This is a genomic window from Paraburkholderia piptadeniae, from assembly GCF_900007165.1.
GTDB classification, from domain to species: domain Bacteria; phylum Pseudomonadota; class Gammaproteobacteria; order Burkholderiales; family Burkholderiaceae; genus Paraburkholderia; species Paraburkholderia piptadeniae.
In genome coordinates this window covers 49356-69368 of sequence record NZ_CYGY02000033.1, presented here as the reverse complement: position 1 = coordinate 69368, position 20013 = coordinate 49356, and the positions used below count along the sequence as shown (strand labels likewise).

Sequence of the window (20013 nt, the reverse complement as noted above, 5' to 3'; positions counted from 1 at the left end):
ATGTGTCGCTCGCGATCGGCTTCAACGTGTCGGTGTCGCTGTTCGGCGGTACGACGCCGCTCGTCGCAGCGTGGCTCGTCGACCGCACCGGCAATCTGATGATGCCCGCGTACTATCTGATGGCCGCATCGCTGATCGGTATCGTGTCGGTGATCGCGCTGCGCGAGACGGCTCGCAAGCCGCTGCTCGGCTCCGGTCCGTGCGTGGCCACGCGCGCCGAAGCGCATGCCGTGCTGCGCGGCGAACGCGAAGCCGCGGAGATCGAAGAAGCGTATGCGGCGACTGCCACGGTTCGTGCTTGACGTTTGACCGCATCGTCCGGGCAGCACATGCACACGAAACGGGTCAGCTTCGGCTGACCCGTTTTTTTATGCCGTCAACGTGTGCAGCGTGGCTTCGACGCGCGTGCCATCGATCGTCAACATGCCAGCGGAGATCGGCAGCTTGAACCGCCGTGGCCCCGCGCTGCCGGGATTGACGAACAGCACGCCATCGCGTTCGGCAATCAGCGGCTTGTGCGAGTGCCCCGTCACGACGACGCGCACATCGTCGTCGTACAGATTGCGCGGCAGGTCGGCGAAATCGTGGACGACGAGAATCTTCACCTGCTGCACAACGAGCGTCGCGTGCATCGGAATCGACGTGGCCCATTCGCCCATGTCGTTGTTGCCGCGCACGACCGTCAACGGCGCGATCTGCGCGAGCGTATCGAGCACGGCCTGATTGCAGATGTCGCCGGCATGAACGATCGCGTCGCATCCAGCGAGATGCGCCAACGCTTCGGGACGCACGAGATTGTGCGTGTCCGAAATCAGGCCGATGCGGGAAGGGTGCGGGGGGCTTTGGGGCATCGTGCTCAACGCTCGTGATAAATCGCGAGCCAAACAGTCTGCTCCTCGGCATGCGTCCACGCGACGCGATGCCGGCAATGTGGCTCGATCAGCACGTAATCGCCGGGACGCATATCGTGCAGCGTCGCGTCTTCTTCGAACTCGAGCACGGCCGCGCCCGACAGCAGCACGACCCATTCGGCGCGCGAGTCGTCGTACCAGAAGCCTTCGGGGCTCACGTGCCCCATCGACACGATCCGCTCAACGTTCAGCCGCTGCCCCGTCACGAGCACGTCGACCCGCTCTTCGCCGCCGCGCCTGATCTCACGATCGTCGACGCTGTACAGATTGCCGGTTCGAAGCTGCATGGCCGACCTCACTTCAAAGGCGCGAGACCGTCGAGCAGCGTCGGGATGAGCTCGCTGATCGTCGGATGGATGTGCATCGCGAATTGCAGCGTCGTGTACGGCGCGCGCGCCGTCATGATGTCGATGAACGTGTGAATCGCCTCGTCGCCGTCGACGCCCAGGATCGTCGCGCCGAGTATCTGCCTGGACTGCCTGTCGACGAGCACTTTCATGAAGCCTTGCGTCTCGCCCTTCTCGCGCGCGCGGCCGACGCGCGTCATCGGCATCGTGGCGACCAGCGCGTCGCGGCCCGACTTGCGCACCTCGCTCTCGGACATGCCGACGCGCGCAAGCGGCGGATCGACGAACACGGCATACGCCATGATCCGGTCGTCGACGCTGCGCTTGCCGCCGTCGAAGAGATTCGCCGACACGATCTGGTAATCGTCATAGGACGTGTGCGTGAACGCGCCGCGTCCGTTGACGTCGCCAATCGCCCAGATGCCCTGCACGCCCGTGCGCAACTGGCCATCGACGGGAATCGTGCCGTGCCGGTCGACCGTGATGCCCGCGGCATCGAGGCCGAGGTCGTCGGTGTTCGGGCGGCGGCCCGTCGCGAAGAGCAGATGCGACGCTTCGAGCGGCGCGGCGTCTGCGCCGAACAAGATGCGCACGCCGTCGCCGCCCACGTGCCAGGGCTCGACGCGCGACGGCTCGCCGCCGAAACGGAATTCCACGCCTTCACGCGCGAGTACGTCCTGCACGTTGCGCGCGAAGTCCTCGTCCTCGCGCGTCAGCACGCGATTGCCGCGCACGATGACCGTCACGCGGCTGCCGAAACGGAGGAACACTTGCGCGAATTCGAGCGCGATATAGCTGCTGCCGACGATCGCGAGATGCTCCGGCAACGTGGTCAGTTCGAGCAGCGTCGAGTTCGTGTGATAGCGGATGCGCTCGATGCCGTCGATCTGCGGAATGACGGCGCGCGTGCCCGTATTGATGAAGATGTCGTCGGCCTGCAGTTCGGCGATTGCGTTGCCGTTCGCGGAATCGGTGATCGCGAGTGCGTGCGGGCCCGTGAAGCGCGCATGCCCTTTGAAAACGGTGACGTTCTTCGTATGGCGCAGCCAGTGTTCGACGCCGTCGCGCGACTGTCCGATGATCGCGTCCTTGCGCGCCTTCACCTGCGCGAGATCGACGCTGACTTCGCCGGCGATGCGCACGCCGTAATCGGCCGCATGGCGCGCGACATGCGCGGCACGGGCGCTCGCCACGTAAGCCTTGGTCGGCGTGCAGCCGACGTTCACGCAGGTGCCGCCGAATTTCTCGCGCTCGATCACGGCGGTCTTGCGGCCGCTCTTGGCGAGCCGCACGGCGAGCGGAGAGCCGCCCTGTCCCGTGCCGATCACAACGGCGTCGAAGTGCTGTGGCATGGCCGACCTCCCGAAACGCGTGTCGAGTCGGTCATCTTACGCCTGCGTTGCGTCATCCGAAGTGCGTGGTCGCGAATCCTTTTGAAAGCTGGCCAGAAAGACTTGCCCCGCGAAGGCGGCAGCTCACGCGTCGCAGTGATGAAGCGAGCAAAGGAGTTCGCGCGAGCGTTGCAACGCGGCGCGCGCGCCCTGCGTCGCGACGACGAAGCCGGCCTGGCTCAGGTTGAAATCCACCTGCACCATGATCTGGATGAGCGACACCATCGGCAGCACCACTGCCGGGTGATAAAGCTGTCGTTCGATGATCGCTCTCATGGCCTTCTCCATCGCATGACGCCGTCTGTTTCTCGCGGCGCCGTTCTGCATACCTGTTTCGATGGATGGATTGTAGAGAGCCGATAGTTAGAGATAAATGAGCCAAACGCGAAGATAGTTGTCGCCGGATTAGAACAATCCGGGTACGCGCGGCAAAGCGTTGTTTGGCCGCGCGCGAACGGTCATTCGAGCGGCGCGGCGACGAACTGCGGCAGCGCTTCGGCTCGCGCCGAAAACGCGGACAGCGCTGGGTAACGCTGCGGATCGACGAGACCCGGCAGCATGTACTGCTGGAACCGCCATGCGACGGCCAACGTGATGTCCGGCTGCATCGGCCGGTCGCCGAACAGCCAGCCGCTTGTGCTGTGGCCCTCGATTGCCTTCTCCAGATAATCGTAGGCGGCGAAAAGCTGTTTCTGCACGCGATCGATCCACGGCTGATGCCGCCGCTCGGCGGGCCGCAGATTCACTTCGTAGACGTTTTGCATCGTCTTTTCGCAAGCGGCGAGCGCGAAGCCGATCAAGCCCAGCGCCCGCGCGCGCGTGCCCGTTTCGGCGGGCATCAGGCGTTTTTCCGGCGGGCTCAGATGATCGAGATAGTCGAGGATCAGCGACGATTCGATCAGCATCGTGCCGTCACCGGCGATGAAGGTCGGCGCCTTGACCACGGGATTGACCTTCGCGAACTCGTCGAAGTGCCGGAACACCGACACGCTGCGGTGCTCGAACGGCAGGCCGAGCATGGCGAGCGAAATGGCGACGCGTCGAACGTACGGTGAATCCATCATGCCGATCAGTAGCATCCTGCTTTCTCCGTGGTGGTTGGGGCCTAGCGCCATACTGTAGACGAACGGTCCGCGTCTCGCCACGTGCGCCCGCCAGGGCGCGACGCTACGCGGGTCGCGCGGCACGGGCCGCTGGGCGGTTCATGGCGGCTTGTAGAGTTTTCCCCGCGCCATCAGCGTCCGGCACGCACGGCAAATCCATCCGTGATCGGGCGCCTCAGGAAGCGGTAGTGGCATTTGTGCATGTCGCCATCCGCTATCGCGAGTTGGCGCCTACGGATTGCATCGTCGCGATTGGTAGAGGGATTGAGGCTTATCGGGGGCTTAAGGGCCAGACGAAGCGGGGTTTTGGAAGGCGGAGTGCCCGTCGCGCCGGTTGAACGTAAGACGGGAAGCGTGCTTCGGGGAGACGCGAGCGCGCGTTGGGGAATCGTCGGGAAGTGCGTGGTGCCGACCTCGCGCCTACACATGCGCACAACATATGTTGCAGACAAAATATCCATATCAACGGTTGGCAAGTACGCGCCATCAGTATGCACTATATGCGGATCGCCCGTCCCAAATGGAGCAAATATCCCAAAAACATGGGCATCCGGCAATCTGCTACGTTTACGCCACCGTACTCGATAACTTGGCACGCCAAACTGAAAAGGGTTCTTCCGCACTATGCCGGTGACTGACGAATTGTTTCTGCAACGCTGTAAGGCGGTTCTCTTCACGATAGTCTGGATCGGCTGCGTGATCGGCTTAGTTAATTCCGTTGAAAATACGAGAGCGTTTCTAGGTTCAGCCGTTACAGCACCTGGTCGAGTCGTTGCACTAAATGCGGGCGGCAGTCACCCGCAGATCGAATTTGTAACTAGAAGAGGGGAGCGCGTTTCATATCCTCAGGGCGGGTGGATTGCTGGCTACAAGGTCGGAGACAAGGTGAACGTGCTTTATTTGGAAAGTTCACCAAGATCAAGTGCAACGATTGATCGAGTTGGTGCCGTTTGGGAATTGGCTATCTATTTTGCATTTATGTCGATTGTCATTCCATTGATTGGATTGATAAACATGACGACCAAAAAACTAAATAGAAGGAGCAAGGCGCATCGATGGAAGATTACAGAATAAGTAAATGGACATTCGATACAAGTGCCGGTCTGGGACTTGGGTTTGGCGTCTTGGCAATGTCTGGCGGAATGATATCTCTCAAAGATCCTGGGAACAAACCCCATCATTTTCATTACGGCGGCTTTGGGATTGGGTTCTCCCGTGGACTATCGCTTAAAAAGATCGAAATACCCGAATCCATTGTTCAAAACTACGTCCCGTCTGGTAGTGGTTCGCTCGCTAGCTTTCCAAGTACGGGAATTGTCTATATGACAAAAGCATTCAAGAGAACCGAGCTAACCGAAGCAGATATCTGCGGGATGGCAGCTTATGTCGAAATTGGCGGTGGCGTCGTTGCAGGATATGCCGGAACTCTGATGTTCCTTGGATTGAATCAGTCGCTTGTCCTCCCAGCGTTCGAATTCCCGCAATTCGCACATTTGCTGTACGTCGCCATCTCCCAAGCCCCTGCTGTTTTATTCATGCGGGGGGCGAGCATGGGACCACAAGCGGGCGTGGGAGTAAATGGCATGCTTGGAATGCTGCATTAAGCGATGGTAAGCGGAATTTTTGAAATTGCAGCCCAATAATTCATCTAACAGACAGGTAATAAAATGTCGCAAGATATGTTCATAAAAATCAACGGTATTGATGGTGAATCTCAAGATGTCGCACATCTAAATGAAATTGATGTGATTTCGTGGGGATGGCAAGTGGCTCAAAATTCCACCATGCTTTCAGGCTCTGGAGGCGGCGCAGGTAAAGCCACTGTATCGGATCTTTCATTTATTCATGCGTTTGATCGTGCCAGCCCGAACCTGGCTAAATATTGCTTTACTGGAAAGCATATCGATAAGGCAGTGTTGACGATGCGGAAGGCGGGGGGCGTTCCGCACGAATTTTCGAAGATAACGATGTATGACGCAGTTATTACTCACGTTTCCCCGATTGCTAATGCGGCAACTTGCCATGAGAGTGTTCGTCTATCGTTTGCAACCATGAAGCATGAATATATTGTCCAGAACTCTCTCGGAGGCAGTGGCGGAACGGTGACAGCCATGATGTATATTAAGGAAAACAGCGCCGTTAAATAGAGCGGTGTTGGCGGCGCGCTAAGCGGCTCTTCAAAGCGACTATGCGTCCGGCGGGACTGTGCCTCATGCCACTTACTGCATCTGCGAACGGACATGCGCCGCACGCTTCCATGAGCGATCGGCGCTGTTCAAACACATTGCCCCGCTGCGGGCCGTTAGGCTACCGTCCCGCCCTTGATCGGAGTGACCTCGGCTCGGCCTTGATCCGATCAAGGTAATCGCCCCACTCCTGCATCATCTCGCGGCGCTCGCGGATGAATTTCGTGAGGCTGTGCGTCGAGCTGAGGTTATCCGGTACAGCGTGCGCGAGTTGATCTTCGCCGGCTTGTGTTTCAGTTCTTCGTGCAGGATCGTGCGCACCATCGCCCGGAAACCGTGGCCGGTTTCCCAGTGCGTGTACCGTAGCCCCGCGCTATCTAGCGGGCCTTCGCGCTGAACCGTTGAAATCAGTCGGAGGATATTTGGTGCCGGGGACCGGACTCGAACCGGCAAGCTGTTAAGCGGCGGATTTTCGTCACACTACGTCTTTCGACGCCGTCTGCCTCGACCACGGTCGATAACGATCGACAACGACCCGATCGCGTCGGCAGCCACGTTCGTGCGCTGGACTATGCCTTCGCCATCGCGATGCGCGTATTGCACGCCACATCGCCTTAGGCGCCCCCCGTCTAGTCTCTACACCTTCCGGCGCGTTCCGTCCCGCCATCGGCAGGAAGAAAAACCGGCTTGGCTCGGCGTCGCCTCGAGCACGCATCGCGCGGGTCAGGGGTTTCGCCGAATTTGAAGGGTTCTGCACCGGCCGTTTCCGGCTGGGCACTCAATGCTTTAAGTCCGCTATGTTTACCAATTTCATCACCCCGGCAGGGCGGACGCGATTCTACCATCGCGCCGCACCCTGACCAAACGGGCGCATACCCGAGTTCTCCGCGCGCCGCGCGCATTCATCGACCCGTCACAAACGTTCCCGATAATCCGCCGACGAAAACGTTTACAACAGGGCCCGCCGCTCGACACAGCTTGCGCTACAGGCCACCAAGGGGAACACCGACGATGACGCCCACGATCAAGGATGTCGCCGCCCATGCGGGCTTTTCGATCGCGACCGTCTCGCGCGCGATCAACGCGCCGCACACGGTCAACCCTGTCACCCTCGAAAAAGTGCGTCAATCCATCGACGCCCTCAACTTCCGACCGAGCCCGCTCGGCCGTCAGTTGCGCGGCGAGCGCTCGCGCCTGATCGGCGTCGTGCTTCCGACGCTCGCCAATCCCGTGTTCGCGGAATGCCTGCAAGGCATCGACGAACTCGCGTCCGCACAAGGCTACCGGTTGATGCTGATGACGACGCAGTACGACGCCGACCGCGAGCGCCACGCGATCGAGACGCTGCGCGAGCAGCGCGTCGAAGGGCTGATCCTGACGGTCGCCGACGCCGACACGCACCCTCTCCTCGACGACCTCGACCGCGACGGCATGCTGTACGTGCTGATGCACAACGATACGGTGCGCCGTCCGTCCGTGTCCGTCGACAACCGGCTCGCCGCCTACGACGGCGTGCGCATGCTGATCGCGCACGGCCATCGCCGCATCCTGATGCTCGCGGGCACGCTCGCCGCGTCGGACCGTGCGCGTCTGCGCCATCTCGGTTACGTGCAGGCGATGCAGCAGGCGGGCCTCACACCCGCGCCCGCGCTCGAAATCGATTTCAACGCGGACGAGCTTGCGCCCTCCGTGCTCAACCATCTGACGACGGGCCCGAATCGCCCGACGGCCCTCTTCTGCTCGAACGATCTGCTTGCGATGGTCGTGATGCGCGGCCTGCGCCGCGCGCGCTTCGAGATGCCCAGCGACATGTCCATTCTCGGCTTCGACGGTCTCGCGATGGGCGAACTGTTGTCACCGCCGCTTGCAAGCGTCTGTGCGCCGAATCGCGAGATCGGCTGCGCCGCGTGGCGCCGGCTGATCGCGCGCCTCGACGGCACGCCGCCCGCGGGCTTTGACGACGCACTGCGCGCGCCGTCGCTGTCGCTGACCTTGCCGCACACGCTGCGCGAAGGCGCGACGATCGCCGCGATCTCCGACCTGGCGGGCACATCGCCGACTCGCAACGCTCGCTCGTTCGCGTGACGCCCAGATACGAGCACCACCGCAAGCACCATCGCGTTCAGAACAATTTCTTTTCCACCTCCGGGAGACCTGCCGTGAACCGCCGTTCCTCCATCGGTACTGCCGCGTTGCGCGTTGCGCGCGCCGCACTGGCTGCATCGTCGTTCGTGCTGACCTCATCGTTCGTGCTGACGCTGGCCACGCCATCCGTCGCGCACGCCGACGAAACCGCGATCTGCTACAACTGCCCGCCCGAATGGGCCGACTGGGCGAGCCAGATCAAGGCGATCCAGCAGAAGACGGGCATCCACGTGCCGTTCGACAACAAGAACTCCGGCCAGGCAATTGCGCAGTTGATGGCCGAACAGAAGAGCCCCGTGGCCGACGTCGTGTATCTGGGCGTGTCGTCGGCGTTCCAGGCGAAGGACAAGGGCGTGATCGCGCCGTACAAGCCCGCGCACTGGAACGACATCCCGGCGAACCTGAAGGACCCGCAAGGCTACTGGTTCGCGATCCATTCGGGCACGCTCGGCTTCTTCGTCAACAAGGACGCGCTCGAAGGCAAGCCTGTGCCGCGCTCGTGGGCCGACCTGCTCAAGCCCGAGTACAAGGGGATGATCGGCTACCTCGATCCGTCGAGCGCGTTCGTCGGCTATGCGGGCGCCGTGGCCGTGAATCAGGCGCTCGGCGGCAGCTTCGACAACTTCAGGCCGGGCCTCGACTGGTTCGCGAAGCTGAAGGCCAACCAGCCGATCGTGCCGAAGCAGACGGCCTACGCGCGCGTGCTGTCGGGTGAAATCCCCATCCTGCTCGACTACGACTTCGACGCGTATCGCGCGAAGTACAAGGATCACGCGAACGTCGAGTTCGTGATTCCGAAGGAAGGCACGATCGAAGTGCCGTATGTGATGAGCCTCGTGAAGGGCGCGCCGCACGATGCGAACGGCAAGAAGGTGCTCGACTTCGTGCTGTCGGACGAAGGCCAGAAGCTGTGGGCGAGCGCGTATCTGCGCCCTGTGCGCGCGAACGCGATGAGCGCCGACGCCGCCGCGAAGTTCCTGCCCGCGAGCGACTATGCGCGCGCGCGTGCCGTCGACTTCGCGAAGATGGCCGAGAAGCAGCAGGCGTTCGGCGAGCAGTATCTGCACGTGATGCATTGAACGACATCACGTTCCCGCTGCGCTGGCGCATCGCGTTGATCGCGCCGGCGCTCGCGGTGTTCATCGCGTTCTGGCTGCTGCCGATGACGGCGCTCGTGCAGGTGAGCGCCGACGGTCATCTGCTGAAGACCTACGGCGCGATGCTCGCGAACGCGCGCTACATGAAGAGCCTGTTCGCGACGGTCGTCCTGTCGGCTGCCGTGACGGCGACGACGCTCGCGCTATCGGTAATCTCGGGCCTTCTGCTCGCGCGCCGCGAGTTTCCGGCCAAGCGCGTGCTGCTCGCGCTGCTGACGTTTCCGCTTGCGTTCCCCGGTGTCGTCGTCGGCTTCATGGTGATCATGCTGGCGGGCCGCCAGGGCCTGATCGGCGCGCTGTCGCTGAAGCTCACTGGCGACAAGTGGGTGTTCGCGTATTCGATGACGGGGCTCTTTCTCGGCTATCTGTACTTTTCGATTCCGCGCGTGATCGTGACGGTGATGGCATCGGCGACGAAGCTCGATGCGTCGCTCGAAGAGGCCGCGCGCTCGCTCGGCGCGTCGCCGTGGCGGATCATGCGCGACATCGTGCTGCCCGCGCTGTCGCCGGGGCTGATCTCGGCGGGCGCCGTGTGCTTCGCGACGGCGATGGGCGCGTTCGGCACGGCATTCACGCTCGCCACCGACATCGACGTGCTGCCGATGACCATCTACACCGAGTTCACGCTGAACGCGAACATGGTGACGGCGGCGGGTCTGTCGATCGTGCTCGGCATCGTCACGTGGGTCGTGCTGTATGCGGCGCGCAGCGTCAGCGGCTCGGCCGTTGCGGCAACGGCCTGATCCTCTTTGATGTCCGATGAAGACACTCGCATGAACACCGTTGCCCACGCTACCGACACGCCGCCTGCAAGCCGCAGGCGCGCGCTCGCCCTGCCCTCGCTGCGCGCATGGCTCGCGGCGGGCCAATGGCTCGTAACGCTGCTCTTGTGCGCGTTCCTGATCGTGCCCGTCGTGATGTCGATACTCGCGGGGCTCACGGTCAACTACTTTCAGGGCATCGCGAGCGGCCTCACGCTGCGCTGGCTCGGCGAAGTGTGGACGCAGTATCACGCGTCCGTGTTCCTGTCGCTCGAAGTCGCGCTCGCGACGCTCGTCATCACGCTGCTGACGGGCGTGCCCGCAGGCTACGTGCTCGCGCGCAGCGAGACGCGCCTCTCGCGCATCATCGAAGAATTTCTCGTGCTGCCGATCGCACTACCCGGTCTCGCGTCGGCACTGGCGCTGCTCGTCGTGTATGGCGGATTCACGATGTTTCGCACGAGCGTCGCGTTCATCGTCGTCGGGCATGTGGTGTTCACGCTGCCGTTCATGGTGCGCGCCGTCGCGGCCGTGTGCGCGGGCTCGGGATTGCGCACGCTCGAAGAAGGCGCCGCGAGCCTCGGCGCCGGCTTCTTCCAGCGCTTCGTGACGATCGTGCTGCCGAACGTGCGGCCCGGCATCGTCGCGGGCGCGCTCGCCGTCGTCACGCTGTCGATCGGCGAATTCAACCTCACGTGGATGCTGCACACGCCCGAAACGAAAACACTGCCGGTCGGCCTCGCCGATACGTATGCGTCGCTGCGCATCGAGATCGGCAGCGCGTACACCATTCTCTTTTTCATCATGACAATGCCGCTGCTCGTCGCGATGCAATGGCTCGGCGTCGATGCGACGGGCCAACGCAGCATCAGGCAGAAGGCGAAGCAGAAAAACGCGAGCGTCACCGATACGCAAGCGGGCGCACCGGACCAGCCATGAAACTCGACTCCATTCCCATCACGCTGACACGCTGCGCGAAGACGTTTCGCGGCACGCGCGTGCTCGAACCGCTCGATCTCTCCATCGGCGCGGGCGAAACGCTGGTGCTGCTCGGCCCGTCTGGTTGCGGCAAGACGACGACGCTGCGCATGATCGCAGGGCTCGAACGGCCGGATGCAGGGGGCCGTGTCGCATTCGGCGATGAAGACGTGACCGCGCTGCCCATCGAGAAGCGCCAGGTCGGCATGGTGTTTCAGAGCTATGCGCTCTTTCCGAATCTGACCGTGCGCGGCAATATCGGCTATGGTCTGAAGATCAAGCGCGTCAATGCGAACGTGGCGCGCCAGCGCGTCGACGAACTGCTCGCGATGATGCGTCTCACCGATCACGCGGACAAGCCGATCGATCAGCTGTCGGGCGGCCAGCGCCAGCGCGTCGCGCTGGCGCGCGCGCTCGCGCCGCAGCCGCGCGTGCTGCTGCTCGACGAACCTCTTACGGCACTCGACGCAAGGCTGCGCGACACGCTGCGCAGCGAGATGAATGCGCTGTTGCGCGAACTCGGCATTACGACGGTGTACGTAACGCACGATCAGGCGGAAGCGATGGAACTGGGCGACCGCATCGTCGTGATGAGTGCGGGACGCATCGAGCAGATCGGCACGCCGCGCGACATCTACTACCGTCCCGCGAACCGCAACGTCGCGCAGTTTGTCGGCACGATCAACCGCGTGTCGGGCGAAGCGCGCGACGGCATGCTCGCGACGACGGGCGGCATGATCCCGCTGCCGCCGATGCACGCGACGCGCGCGCCGCAGATCGCGAACCACGGCGACGAAGTGTTCTTCCGCCCCGAAGACGCGTGGCTCGCCGATCCGCAGAGCGCGCAATTGCGCGGCACCGTCGACGCTTCCGCGTTTCTCGGCGAACGCACGCGTCTGACGATCCGCGATGCGGCACCCGATGCGCTGATCGTCGATGTGCCGGGCCGCGTTGAGTTGGCACGCGGTACGCGCGTCGGCATTTCGATCGCGCAGGAGGCGCTGATTGCGCTATCGTGAACATGCCTGCTCGACGCGCAACCCCACGCGCGCCGCTACTGAATACCGTTGCCGAGGATGACTCATGCTGCTAGCCCAGATCAGCGATCTGCACATCAAACGCCCCGGCGCGCTCGCCTACCGGCGCGTCGACACGGCCGCGTATCTGGCACGCTGCATCGAGCGCCTGAACGCGCTCGATCCGCGTCCCGACGCCGTCGTGATGACGGGCGATCTCGTCGACCAGGGCGAACCTGAACAGTACGCGCATCTGAAGTCGCTGCTTGCGACGCTCGAGATTCCGTATTACCTGCTGGTCGGCAACCACGATGACCGCGAGGCGCTGCGCGACGCGTTCAGCGAACGCGAAGAATTGCGGACGGGCGGCGAGTTCGTGCAATACGCCGTCGATATCGGCCCCAAGCGCGGTCCGCTGCGCCTGATCGCGCTCGACTCGATGGTGCCGGGCGAAAGCGCGGGGCTACTGTGCGACGTGCGCCTCGCGTGGCTCGAAGAACAGCTCGACGCGGCACGCGGCAAGCCCGTGATCGTCGCGCTGCATCATCCGCCGTTCGTGACGGGCATCGGCCATATGGACGCGCTGCGGCTCGAGCCGACATCGGCGGACAAGTTCGCGGCACTCGTTGCGCGTCATCCGAACGTCGAGCGCGTGATCTGCGGACACGTGCATCGCCCGATGTTCGTGCGCTTCGGCGGCACGATCGCTTCAGCCGTGCCCGCGCCCGCGCACCAGGTGGCGCTCGATCTGCGCGACGACGCGCCGTCGGCGTTCATGATGGAGCCGCCTGCGTTCGCGCTGCACCGCTATGACAGCGTGAACGGACTGATCACGCATCATGCGTATGTCGATGCGGCAGATGGGCCGTATCCGTTTTATGAGCCGGAAGGGACGTTGATCGATTGAGGGGCGTGCGTTCGCGGGCGGAACGCCTCCAGCAAATTCCGCCCCGCTCCGGTATGATCGGCACGCTCGACTCTCTCTTGCGCCGGCGGCTTGCCGGCCGCCGCAACATGTCCACATCCTCCTCCGACACCGTCACGTCCGAACGCTCGCTGCACGGCCTTTTGCTGCTGCTTGCGACGATCGCGGGCGTCTCCGTCGCGAACATCTACTACAACCAGCCGCTGCTCGACGACTTCCGCAAGTCGTTTCCGCAGAGCGCAGCGTGGATCGGCGTGGTGCCGTCGATGACGCAACTCGGCTACGCCGCAGGCATGCTGCTGCTCGCGCCGCTCGGCGACCGCTTCGATCGACGCAGGCTGATCCTGCTGCAGATCGCGGGCATGTGCATCGCGTTGCTGTTCGCGGCCGCCGCGCCGAATCTCGTCGTGCTCGTGTTCGCAAGCCTCGCGATCGGCGTGCTTGCAACGATCGCGCAGCAAGCGGTGCCGTTTTCCGCCGAGCTCGCGCCGCCCTCGGGCCGCGGCCAGGCCGTCGGCACGGTGATGAGCGGCCTGCTGCTCGGCATTCTGCTCGCGCGCACGGCAGCCGGTTTCGTCGGCCAGTACTTCGGCTGGCGCGCGGTCTTCGGCGCGTCGATCATCGCGCTGATCGCGCTCGCGGCCGTCATCATCTCGAAGCTGCCACACAGCAAGCCAACCTCGACGCTTGCATACGGCAAGCTGATCGGCTCGATGTGGCATCTCGTCATCGAGTTGCGCGGCCTGCGTGAAGCGTCGCTGACGGGCGCGGCGCTTTTCGCCGCGTTCAGCCTCTTCTGGTCGACGCTGGCGCTGCTGCTGGCGGGCGCGCCGTTTCACTACGGGCCGCAAGCAGCGGGGCTCTTCGGGATCGTCGGCGCGGCGGGCGCGATGGCCGCGCCGCTCGCGGGCAAGTTCGCCGACCGGCGCGGGCCGCGCGCGATCGTTTCGCTGTCGATCGCGCTGGCGGCCATCTCGTTCGTCGTGTTCGCGCTGTCGGGCACGAGCCTCATCGGCCTCGTGATCGGCGTGATCGTGCTCGACATCGGCGTGCAGGCCGCGCAGATCTCGAACCAGTCGCGCATCTACGCGCTCAAGCCCGAAGCGCGCAGCCGCGTCAACACGGTGTTCATGGTCTGCTATTTCATCGGCGGCGCGGCGGGGTCGGCGGTCGGCGCGTTCGTGTGGCCGCTGTTCGGATGGGTCGGCGTGAGCATCGCCGGCTTGCTGTTCACGGCCGCTGCCGGGTTCAATCACATGCGCGGCCGCCCCGAGTCGATGGCGGCTTCCGGCACGGCCGAGTGAACTCTGCTGTCGCCGGCTAGCGTTCCGTTATCGTTTGTCGCCAGCAGCCACTGCGGAAGCAGCGTCACGCTAGCGCTCATCGAGACGCGCCTGCGCATACTCGTGCAGCGCGTCAATCACGCGATCGAATTCGAACGACTTGTCGTAGAAGTGCCGCACGCCGTATTGCTCGCATCGCTCGCGATAGGCAGGCAGCGCATGATTGGTCAGCACGGCGGCGAAAGTCGAGTCGATCAGCCCTTCCTTCTGCATGTACGCGAGCACGGGCACGCTCGATCCGCCCTTCAGTTGCAGATCGACGAGCACGGCGTCGAACGCTTCGCCGTCCAGCAGCGCAATCGCCTCGTCGGCGGACTCGGCCTGCGCGGCCACCTGCATCACGCCCGACGCGTCGATCGCCTCGACGATGCTGCGGCGAATCAGCGGCGAATCCTCGATCAGCAGCACACGCAGCGGCGCGTGGCCGGATTCGTTGTGTGCAGTGGCGGAGTCGGCGTTCATCGGTGGCGTTCCATGCTCTCAGTTCATCGCGGCTTCATTCGATCAGTCCGTTCTTGATCGCGTAGTAGGTCATGTCCGCGTTATTCGTCATGTGCATCTTGTCGAGCACGCGCGCGCGATACGTGCTGACCGTCTTCACGGACAGGTTCAACTCTTCGGCGATATCGGTCGGAATCCGCCCGGACGCGAGCTTGCAGAAAATCTGGAACTCGCGCTCGGACAGCAGTTCGTGCGGATGCGCGGCGGCGGGCCGGTCGAGACTGTTCGCGAGCGTATCGGCAATGGCCTCCGACAGATAGCGGTGCCCACGCGCCACCGAACGTATCGCGCGCACGATCTCGTCGGGCTCGCAGTCCTTGTTCAGATAGCCGTTCGCGCCCGCGCGCAACAGGTTGATCGCGTACAGGCTCTCGGGATAGCCTGAAAGGATCAGCACGCCCTGCTCCGGGCGCACCTGGCGGATCACGCGCAACGTGTCGATGCCATTCTTGTCGGGCATCGCGATATCGAGCAGCACGACGTCGAACGGCTGCTCGCGCACGAGGCGAATCGTCTCGTCGCCCGTCGACGCTTCCGCTGCGACGCACATGTCCGGCTCGTCGGCGACGAACTGTCTGAACCCGCCTCTGACGATCGCGTGATCGTCGGCTATCAACACTCGAATCATCATTCGCTGTCCATCCAGCTATGCACGCGGTTGCCCACGTAGATGTCCATGCAGCGCGACACACGGGAACACGGCGCAAGGGCACGAGCCGCGTGCGCGCGATGCGCTCGCGCTACCCGCGGCCCGCCAGCAGATCGACCATGTCGTCCGCGTGCTCTTCCTCGACGGAGAGAATCTCCTCGAAGATTCGGCGCGTCGTGACATCGCCGTCGCCGAGGTAGCGGACGATCTCGCGATACGTATCGATCGCGATGCGTTCCGCGACCAGGTTCTCGCGGATCATGTCGGTCAGGTCCGTGCCTTCCTTGTATTCGGAGTGCGAGCGCGCCGTCAGGCTGTCGGGCGCGAAATCGGGTTCGCCGCCCAGTTGCACGATGCGCGCGGCGAGCTGGTCGGCATGCTCCTGCTCTTGCGTCGCATGCTCCAGGAACTCCTGCGCGACGGCTTCCGAATTGATGCCCTTCGCCATGAAATAGTGACGCTTGTAGCGCAGCGTGCAGATCAACTCCGTCGCGAGCGCGCCGTTCAGCAGCTTGAGCACCGTCTCGCGGTCCGCGCCATAGCTTTGCGTGACGGGGCCTTCATCCATGTCCTTGCGGGCCTGCTCGCGAATTTTCTGGAGGTCCATCACGAACTCGCCTTTCGATGACTTCGACATTGACTGACTCCTTGTACGGGTATCGTGGGAAATGCGCGCCGGGCCGACGTCTGCGATGCGCTGCAGCGGCCCGTGCGCGTTGGGGAAGTGATGCCAGGGCTACGCTCGGAACACGCCAAGCAGCAGCGTGACGACGAACACAACCAAGAAGATGTAGAACAGAATCTTCGCGATTTCGGCGGCGCCGGCGGCAATGCCGGTGAAGCCGAATATGGCGGCGATGATCGCGATCACGAAGAAAACGAGTGCGTAGTGCAGCATGACGACGCTCCTTCCTGTTTAAGCGATGTTGTTATTGCGGTCCGACGAGTGGTGCGTGCTTCTCTTTGCTGTTGCGTTGAATCGGGCCGGGCTTCGCTAATCGATCATCTTTTTCGTGACGATGAAGCCGAGCACGAGAAACACGACACACAGGATCAGGAACACCACGAACAGGAACTTCGCGATGGCCGCCGCGCCCGCCGCAATGCCCGTGAAGCCGAGCAGTCCCGCGATCACGGCAATCACGGCGAAGAACAACGCCCACTTCAGCATGGTGGCAACCTCCCTCGATAAACGATCGCTAACACCTATCGTAGGGAGCACGTTGCGTACCCGCATTCGGAGGCCCGCTGTTTTTCATGTGGGAATCCGCCGACATCGGCTTTCGGCGTACGGGCCGTGCGCATTGCGGGTAGCAGAAGCGGGAACGCCAAAGCGCCGGCGACGCTACACTGTCGATGACGGGATCTCATGGAGACAGCGGTGTCGGGCGTAGCCGAAGCGGGACTCACGACAAGGCTGACTGACTGGATGCGCACGCGCAGCTGGGCCATCGCGATGACGGTCGCGATCGTCATCACGTGTGGCGGCCTCGTCATTCTGGAGACGGCGCGGCAGCGCATCGCATCGGAATACGAAGCGGCGCTCGAAGCACGCAGCGCGACCGTGCAACTGAGCGATCTCGACCGTCATCTCGCGCAGATGAGCGCGCACGAGAGCCGCTATCTTCTGACCAGCAGCGATAGCGACGCGCGCAGCTACTGCGCAAGCGCGATCGACATCCGCCGCGCCGTCGGCTCGCTCGACAGCTATTTCAGGCGCGCCGCGGACAGCGCCGAGCTCGCCAGCTTCACGCAGATCGCCGCGCTGATCGACGAACGCATCGGCGGCGGCGCGCGGGCGATGCAACGCGCTGCGCCTCATCCACTCGATCTCTCGGCGTGCGGCACTGTGGATGCCGAAGGCGCCGTCGATGCGTCGCTCGTGACGAGCACGCTGGCCTTGCTGCGCGACAACGAAGAGCGCCGCGCGCAACGCGCGCTCGACGCGAGCCGCGCCGATCAGCGCGTGTCCACCTTCGCCGCAGCGGGACTGTCGGCGCTCAACATCGTGTTGTTCATCCTGCTGTTTCGCAATCTCGGCATTCAGATCGACAGTCAGGCGCGCGTGCAGAAGCAGTTAATCACGCAGCAGGAAGAACTCGATCAGCTCGTCAACGAACGCACGCGACAGCTCGAAGCACTCGGCTGGCACCTGCAGGCCGTCAGCGAAAACGAAAAGACGCAGCTTGCGCGCGAACTGCACGACGAACTCGGCGCGATCCTCACGGCGAGCAAGATGGACGTCGCGTGGGCAAGGCGCAAGCTGCAGGACGCCGATCCCGTCATCGCGGAGAAACTGGCGCGCGCGCTTGCGACGCTCGATCAGGGCATCGCGTTGAAGCGCCGCATCATCGAGGACATGCGGCCAACCGTGCTCGCGAACTTCGGGCTCGTCACCGCGCTGCGGACGCTCGCCGACGAAGCCGCGCAGCGCAACGGCTGGCTGCTCGACCTGCAACTGCCCGCCGACGAGATCCAGCTCGACGAACAGACCGAGATCGCGCTCTTTCGCGTCGCGCAGGAGTCGCTGACCAACGCGGCCAAATACGCGCGCGCGACGCAGGTCACGATCGTCCTGACCGCGGGCGACGGCGAAGTGTCGCTGCACATCGCGGACAACGGCATCGGCATCCTGCCCGCGGACCTGAAGCGCACGCATACGCATGGGCTGATGGGCATGCGTCAGCGGGTGGCCGCGCGCGGCGGGCGCTTCGATATCCGGCGCGGCGATTTGCGCGGCACCGATATCCGCGTCGTGCTGCCCGTCGCGAACGTCGGCACAGCGCAGACACAGGATGCGGCTCGCACGGACACGCCGGCGGGACATGCAAGCTTTGAAGACGGCTGACGCACTGCGCTCGTGATGCATCGCGTCAGCGCCTCGCTAGCGCCCGGCTGCGTAGGACTACGCCGACACGAAATTCGTCGCGAGACTGACAGCAGCACGGGCGTGCGTCCCTTACCATGGAATCAGACCGGCTCGGCTGGTGTGATGCCCCGGTCGACAACAACGCGCGCACGCCTGGCACGGCCGGTTGTCGAATCGGCACAGGCCGGCAAGCGCGAATCGACCGACGCGTTCGCGCGTGCACCTCGACGCGTTCCTGCGCGTACCTGATAGGGAGAGAGAACCCATGACTCGACGACTCATCGCACTCTTGTTGCTCGCCGGCACGGCGACGCTCGCGGCCTGCAATACCGTCGCCGGCGCAGGCCAGGACATCTCGAAGGGTGGCCACGCGATCACGAACTCAGCGGAGAAGCATTCGGATTAAACGCGCTGCCCCACGCTGCGCGCGGCGCAACCGCACGACAGCACAACAAACGGAACGGCGGCTCATTCGCATGAGCCGCCGTGCTGTTTTTGCTTCTATCGCTTCGTCAAAGGCGCGCTGTGTCCGTTGAACCACCGTTGATCTACTGGCCGTTCAACGTGTTCGTCAGCTCGAGCGCCGGCTGCGACGTGTTCCCTCCTTGCGCCACCAGCAGGTGAATCTGATTCGGCAGCAACTGGGTCACTGCGCCGCCGATGGGCACGGACGTCACCAGCCAGTCCGCGTTGTTCGCGAGATCGAACGTGCTCGACTGGAAGATCGCCGTCTTGGTGCCCGCCGGCGTCGCGATCAGCACGTATGAGCCGCCCGATACGTAGATCGAGTCCTGGCGGCTTGGCGGCACCGCGTTCTTGAACGACACGCCCGCCATCGACGGGCTCACGTTCGCAATGTTGGTGCTGTTCGACGGCACCAGATACAGGTCGAGATTGCTCGCATTCACCGATGCGTTGAATGCCCGCACGCGCGCGCTGTTCGACAGCAGCCCCTTGTCGAACGGATCATCGATCAGGCCCATGTCCGCCCCCGTCGAGCCGGGCACGGCAATCACCGTGTATTCGTGGCCTTTCGCGACATCGGGGAAAGAGCCGCTCGCGAGCGGCGTCGTCGTGCCCGTCAGCGCATACGCAACCGACGTCTGCCCCGTGTTGATGTTCGCGAAGTTCGTCACGTTCTTGTACGAAATGCCCTTCTGCAACGCGCCGCCGTTCACGAGAAAGTCGACGGTCGGCCCGCTCGGAATCGCGTGCACGAAATGGATCAACGGGTTCTGCAAGCCGACTTCCTTGCCGACATCGCTGGAGCCGCCTCCGCACGCCGTCATCAGCGCAGCCGCGCCCGCCAGCGCGGCCATGGTCCGGATAACCTTCATTTGCCACCTCTCCCTGATTGGGTTTGATCCCGTTGATCCGTGGCTTGCCGCCTGCGCCGATGCGGCCATTCGTTGACGACGCTGCCGTGTCGTTGGCGTCCTCGTTTGGTATCGCTGCAGTGTCGCCGTTGTTCACCGATGCCGCGCGCCGGCGCGTTCGCCATTGCGGCGCGCCCGCTTGTCCCGGAGGCCGGACAGTGCGTTACGCTCGCACGCCGGCATCGATTGGACGAATATCGTTAGCAATCGCCGTGCCGCACCGCTTATTGCTCGCGGCGGGCGAATAAAGGATCTGGCGCTTTGTGGAGTGCGAGGCGACTGGAATTTTTCTCAGGGCTTGGCGTGCTCCGGCGTGTGTGGCTCATGCGCGATCCATCTTTACATGGTGCCTTGC

General features: G+C 63.5%; 23 protein-coding genes and 2 pseudogenes. 13 read left to right on the top strand and 12 right to left on the bottom strand.

Annotated elements, in window-relative coordinates; genetic code table 11:
• A pseudogene (locus BN2476_RS18335) lies at positions 1-302 on the top strand (MFS transporter); the annotation flags it as partial.
• Between the two features lie 66 nt (positions 303-368).
• Here BN2476_RS18335 and BN2476_RS18330 read toward each other — a convergent pair.
• The 5 genes from BN2476_RS18330 to BN2476_RS18310 all read right to left on the bottom strand — a co-directional run bounded on the left by BN2476_RS18330 (position 369) and on the right by BN2476_RS18310 (position 3728).
• Positions 369-851, bottom strand: coding sequence for a metallophosphoesterase family protein (locus BN2476_RS18330; protein ID WP_087735584.1), 483 nt, complete (start codon positions 849-851; stop codon positions 369-371).
• Positions 852-856: 5 nt separating this feature from the next.
• Positions 857-1198 (bottom strand): cupin domain-containing protein, encoded by a 342-nt coding sequence (locus tag BN2476_RS18325; RefSeq protein ID WP_087735583.1) that lies wholly within the window; start codon positions 1196-1198, stop codon positions 857-859.
• A gap of 8 nt (positions 1199-1206) precedes the next feature.
• Positions 1207-2610, bottom strand: a complete 1404-nt coding sequence (locus BN2476_RS18320) for an FAD-containing oxidoreductase (protein ID WP_087735582.1) — start codon at positions 2608-2610, stop codon at positions 1207-1209.
• A gap of 123 nt (positions 2611-2733) precedes the next feature.
• On the bottom strand, positions 2734-2925 hold the full coding sequence (locus BN2476_RS18315) for a hypothetical protein (protein ID WP_087735593.1): 192 nt from the start codon (positions 2923-2925) through the stop codon (positions 2734-2736).
• Between the two features lie 182 nt (positions 2926-3107).
• Positions 3108-3728: a glutathione S-transferase family protein gene (locus tag BN2476_RS18310; RefSeq protein WP_087735581.1), complete on the bottom strand. Its 621-nt coding sequence runs from the start codon at positions 3726-3728 to the stop codon at positions 3108-3110.
• Between the two features lie 648 nt (positions 3729-4376).
• Between BN2476_RS18310 and BN2476_RS18305 the strand changes: the two genes are divergently transcribed.
• From BN2476_RS18305 to BN2476_RS18295, 3 genes are all read left to right on the top strand, one after another.
• Positions 4377-4826 carry a DUF3592 domain-containing protein gene (locus tag BN2476_RS18305; protein WP_087735580.1) on the top strand — a complete coding sequence of 150 codons (450 nt, stop codon included), beginning with the start codon at positions 4377-4379 and terminating at the stop codon, positions 4824-4826.
• On the top strand, positions 4808-5356 hold the full coding sequence (locus tag BN2476_RS45565; RefSeq protein ID WP_143810986.1) for a hypothetical protein: 549 nt from the start codon (positions 4808-4810) through the stop codon (positions 5354-5356). The genes BN2476_RS18305 and BN2476_RS45565 overlap by 19 nt, the downstream gene beginning before the upstream one ends.
• 63 nt (positions 5357-5419) lie before the next feature.
• The gene (locus BN2476_RS18295; RefSeq protein ID WP_087735578.1) at positions 5420-5899 is read left to right on the top strand and encodes an Hcp family type VI secretion system effector; all 480 of its coding nucleotides are present in this window, start codon (positions 5420-5422) and stop codon (positions 5897-5899) included.
• A gap of 160 nt (positions 5900-6059) precedes the next feature.
• Here BN2476_RS18295 and BN2476_RS48260 read toward each other — a convergent pair.
• Positions 6060-6306 (bottom strand): annotated as a pseudogene (locus BN2476_RS48260) (integrase); the annotation flags it as partial.
• Between the two features lie 643 nt (positions 6307-6949).
• On the opposite strand from BN2476_RS48260, the gene BN2476_RS18285 reads away from it, so the two are divergent.
• The 7 genes from BN2476_RS18285 to BN2476_RS18255 all read left to right on the top strand — a co-directional run bounded on the left by BN2476_RS18285 (position 6950) and on the right by BN2476_RS18255 (position 14224).
• Entirely contained in the window at positions 6950-8023 is a 1074-nt protein-coding gene (locus BN2476_RS18285; RefSeq protein ID WP_087735577.1) for a LacI family DNA-binding transcriptional regulator, read from the top strand.
• Between the two features lie 74 nt (positions 8024-8097).
• Complete coding sequence (locus BN2476_RS18280) at positions 8098-9162, top strand: ABC transporter substrate-binding protein (protein ID WP_087735576.1); 1065 nt, start codon at positions 8098-8100, stop codon at positions 9160-9162.
• Positions 9159-9983 carry an ABC transporter permease gene (locus tag BN2476_RS18275; protein ID WP_087735575.1) on the top strand — a complete coding sequence of 275 codons (825 nt, stop codon included), beginning with the start codon at positions 9159-9161 and terminating at the stop codon, positions 9981-9983. The genes BN2476_RS18280 and BN2476_RS18275 overlap by 4 nt, the downstream gene beginning before the upstream one ends.
• Positions 9984-10013: 30 nt before the next feature.
• The gene (locus tag BN2476_RS18270; RefSeq protein ID WP_087735574.1) at positions 10014-10940 is read left to right on the top strand and encodes an ABC transporter permease; all 927 of its coding nucleotides are present in this window, start codon (positions 10014-10016) and stop codon (positions 10938-10940) included.
• Positions 10937-11998 carry an ABC transporter ATP-binding protein gene (locus BN2476_RS18265; RefSeq protein WP_087735573.1) on the top strand — a complete coding sequence of 354 codons (1062 nt, stop codon included), beginning with the start codon at positions 10937-10939 and terminating at the stop codon, positions 11996-11998. Before BN2476_RS18270 ends, BN2476_RS18265 begins: the two co-directional genes overlap by 4 nt.
• Positions 11999-12062: 64 nt before the next feature.
• Positions 12063-12902 (top strand): phosphodiesterase, encoded by an 840-nt coding sequence (locus tag BN2476_RS18260; RefSeq protein WP_087735572.1) that lies wholly within the window; start codon positions 12063-12065, stop codon positions 12900-12902.
• 107 nt (positions 12903-13009) lie between these two features.
• Positions 13010-14224, top strand: a complete 1215-nt coding sequence (locus BN2476_RS18255; RefSeq protein WP_087735592.1) for an MFS transporter — start codon at positions 13010-13012, stop codon at positions 14222-14224.
• A gap of 69 nt (positions 14225-14293) precedes the next feature.
• Here the strand turns inward: BN2476_RS18255 and BN2476_RS18250 are convergent, their stop codons facing one another.
• From BN2476_RS18250 to BN2476_RS18230, 5 genes are all read right to left on the bottom strand, one after another.
• Positions 14294-14725 carry a response regulator gene (locus BN2476_RS18250; RefSeq protein ID WP_087735571.1) on the bottom strand — a complete coding sequence of 144 codons (432 nt, stop codon included), beginning with the start codon at positions 14723-14725 and terminating at the stop codon, positions 14294-14296.
• Between the two features lie 34 nt (positions 14726-14759).
• Positions 14760-15392, bottom strand: a complete 633-nt coding sequence (locus tag BN2476_RS18245) for a response regulator (RefSeq protein ID WP_087735591.1) — start codon at positions 15390-15392, stop codon at positions 14760-14762.
• Between the two features lie 112 nt (positions 15393-15504).
• Positions 15505-16050, bottom strand: coding sequence for a ferritin-like domain-containing protein (locus BN2476_RS18240; RefSeq protein WP_087735570.1), 546 nt, complete (start codon positions 16048-16050; stop codon positions 15505-15507).
• Positions 16051-16149: 99 nt separating this feature from the next.
• Positions 16150-16311 (bottom strand): DUF1328 domain-containing protein, encoded by a 162-nt coding sequence (locus BN2476_RS18235; RefSeq protein WP_087735569.1) that lies wholly within the window; start codon positions 16309-16311, stop codon positions 16150-16152.
• A 96-nt stretch (positions 16312-16407) separates the two neighbouring features.
• Positions 16408-16584, bottom strand: a complete 177-nt coding sequence (locus BN2476_RS18230; RefSeq protein ID WP_087735568.1) for a DUF1328 domain-containing protein — start codon at positions 16582-16584, stop codon at positions 16408-16410.
• Between the two features lie 198 nt (positions 16585-16782).
• Here BN2476_RS18230 and BN2476_RS18225 point away from each other — a divergent pair, with 198 nt between their 5' ends.
• Positions 16783-18261, top strand: a complete 1479-nt coding sequence (locus BN2476_RS18225) for a sensor histidine kinase (protein ID WP_087735567.1) — start codon at positions 16783-16785, stop codon at positions 18259-18261.
• Between the two features lie 286 nt (positions 18262-18547).
• On the top strand, positions 18548-18688 hold the full coding sequence (locus BN2476_RS18220; RefSeq protein ID WP_087735566.1) for an entericidin A/B family lipoprotein: 141 nt from the start codon (positions 18548-18550) through the stop codon (positions 18686-18688).
• A gap of 142 nt (positions 18689-18830) precedes the next feature.
• Here the strand turns inward: BN2476_RS18220 and BN2476_RS18215 are convergent, their stop codons facing one another.
• A complete protein-coding gene (locus tag BN2476_RS18215) occupies positions 18831-19619 on the bottom strand; it encodes a DUF4397 domain-containing protein (protein WP_087735565.1) in 789 nt (262 codons plus the stop codon).
• Between the last annotated feature and the right edge of the window lie 394 nt (positions 19620-20013).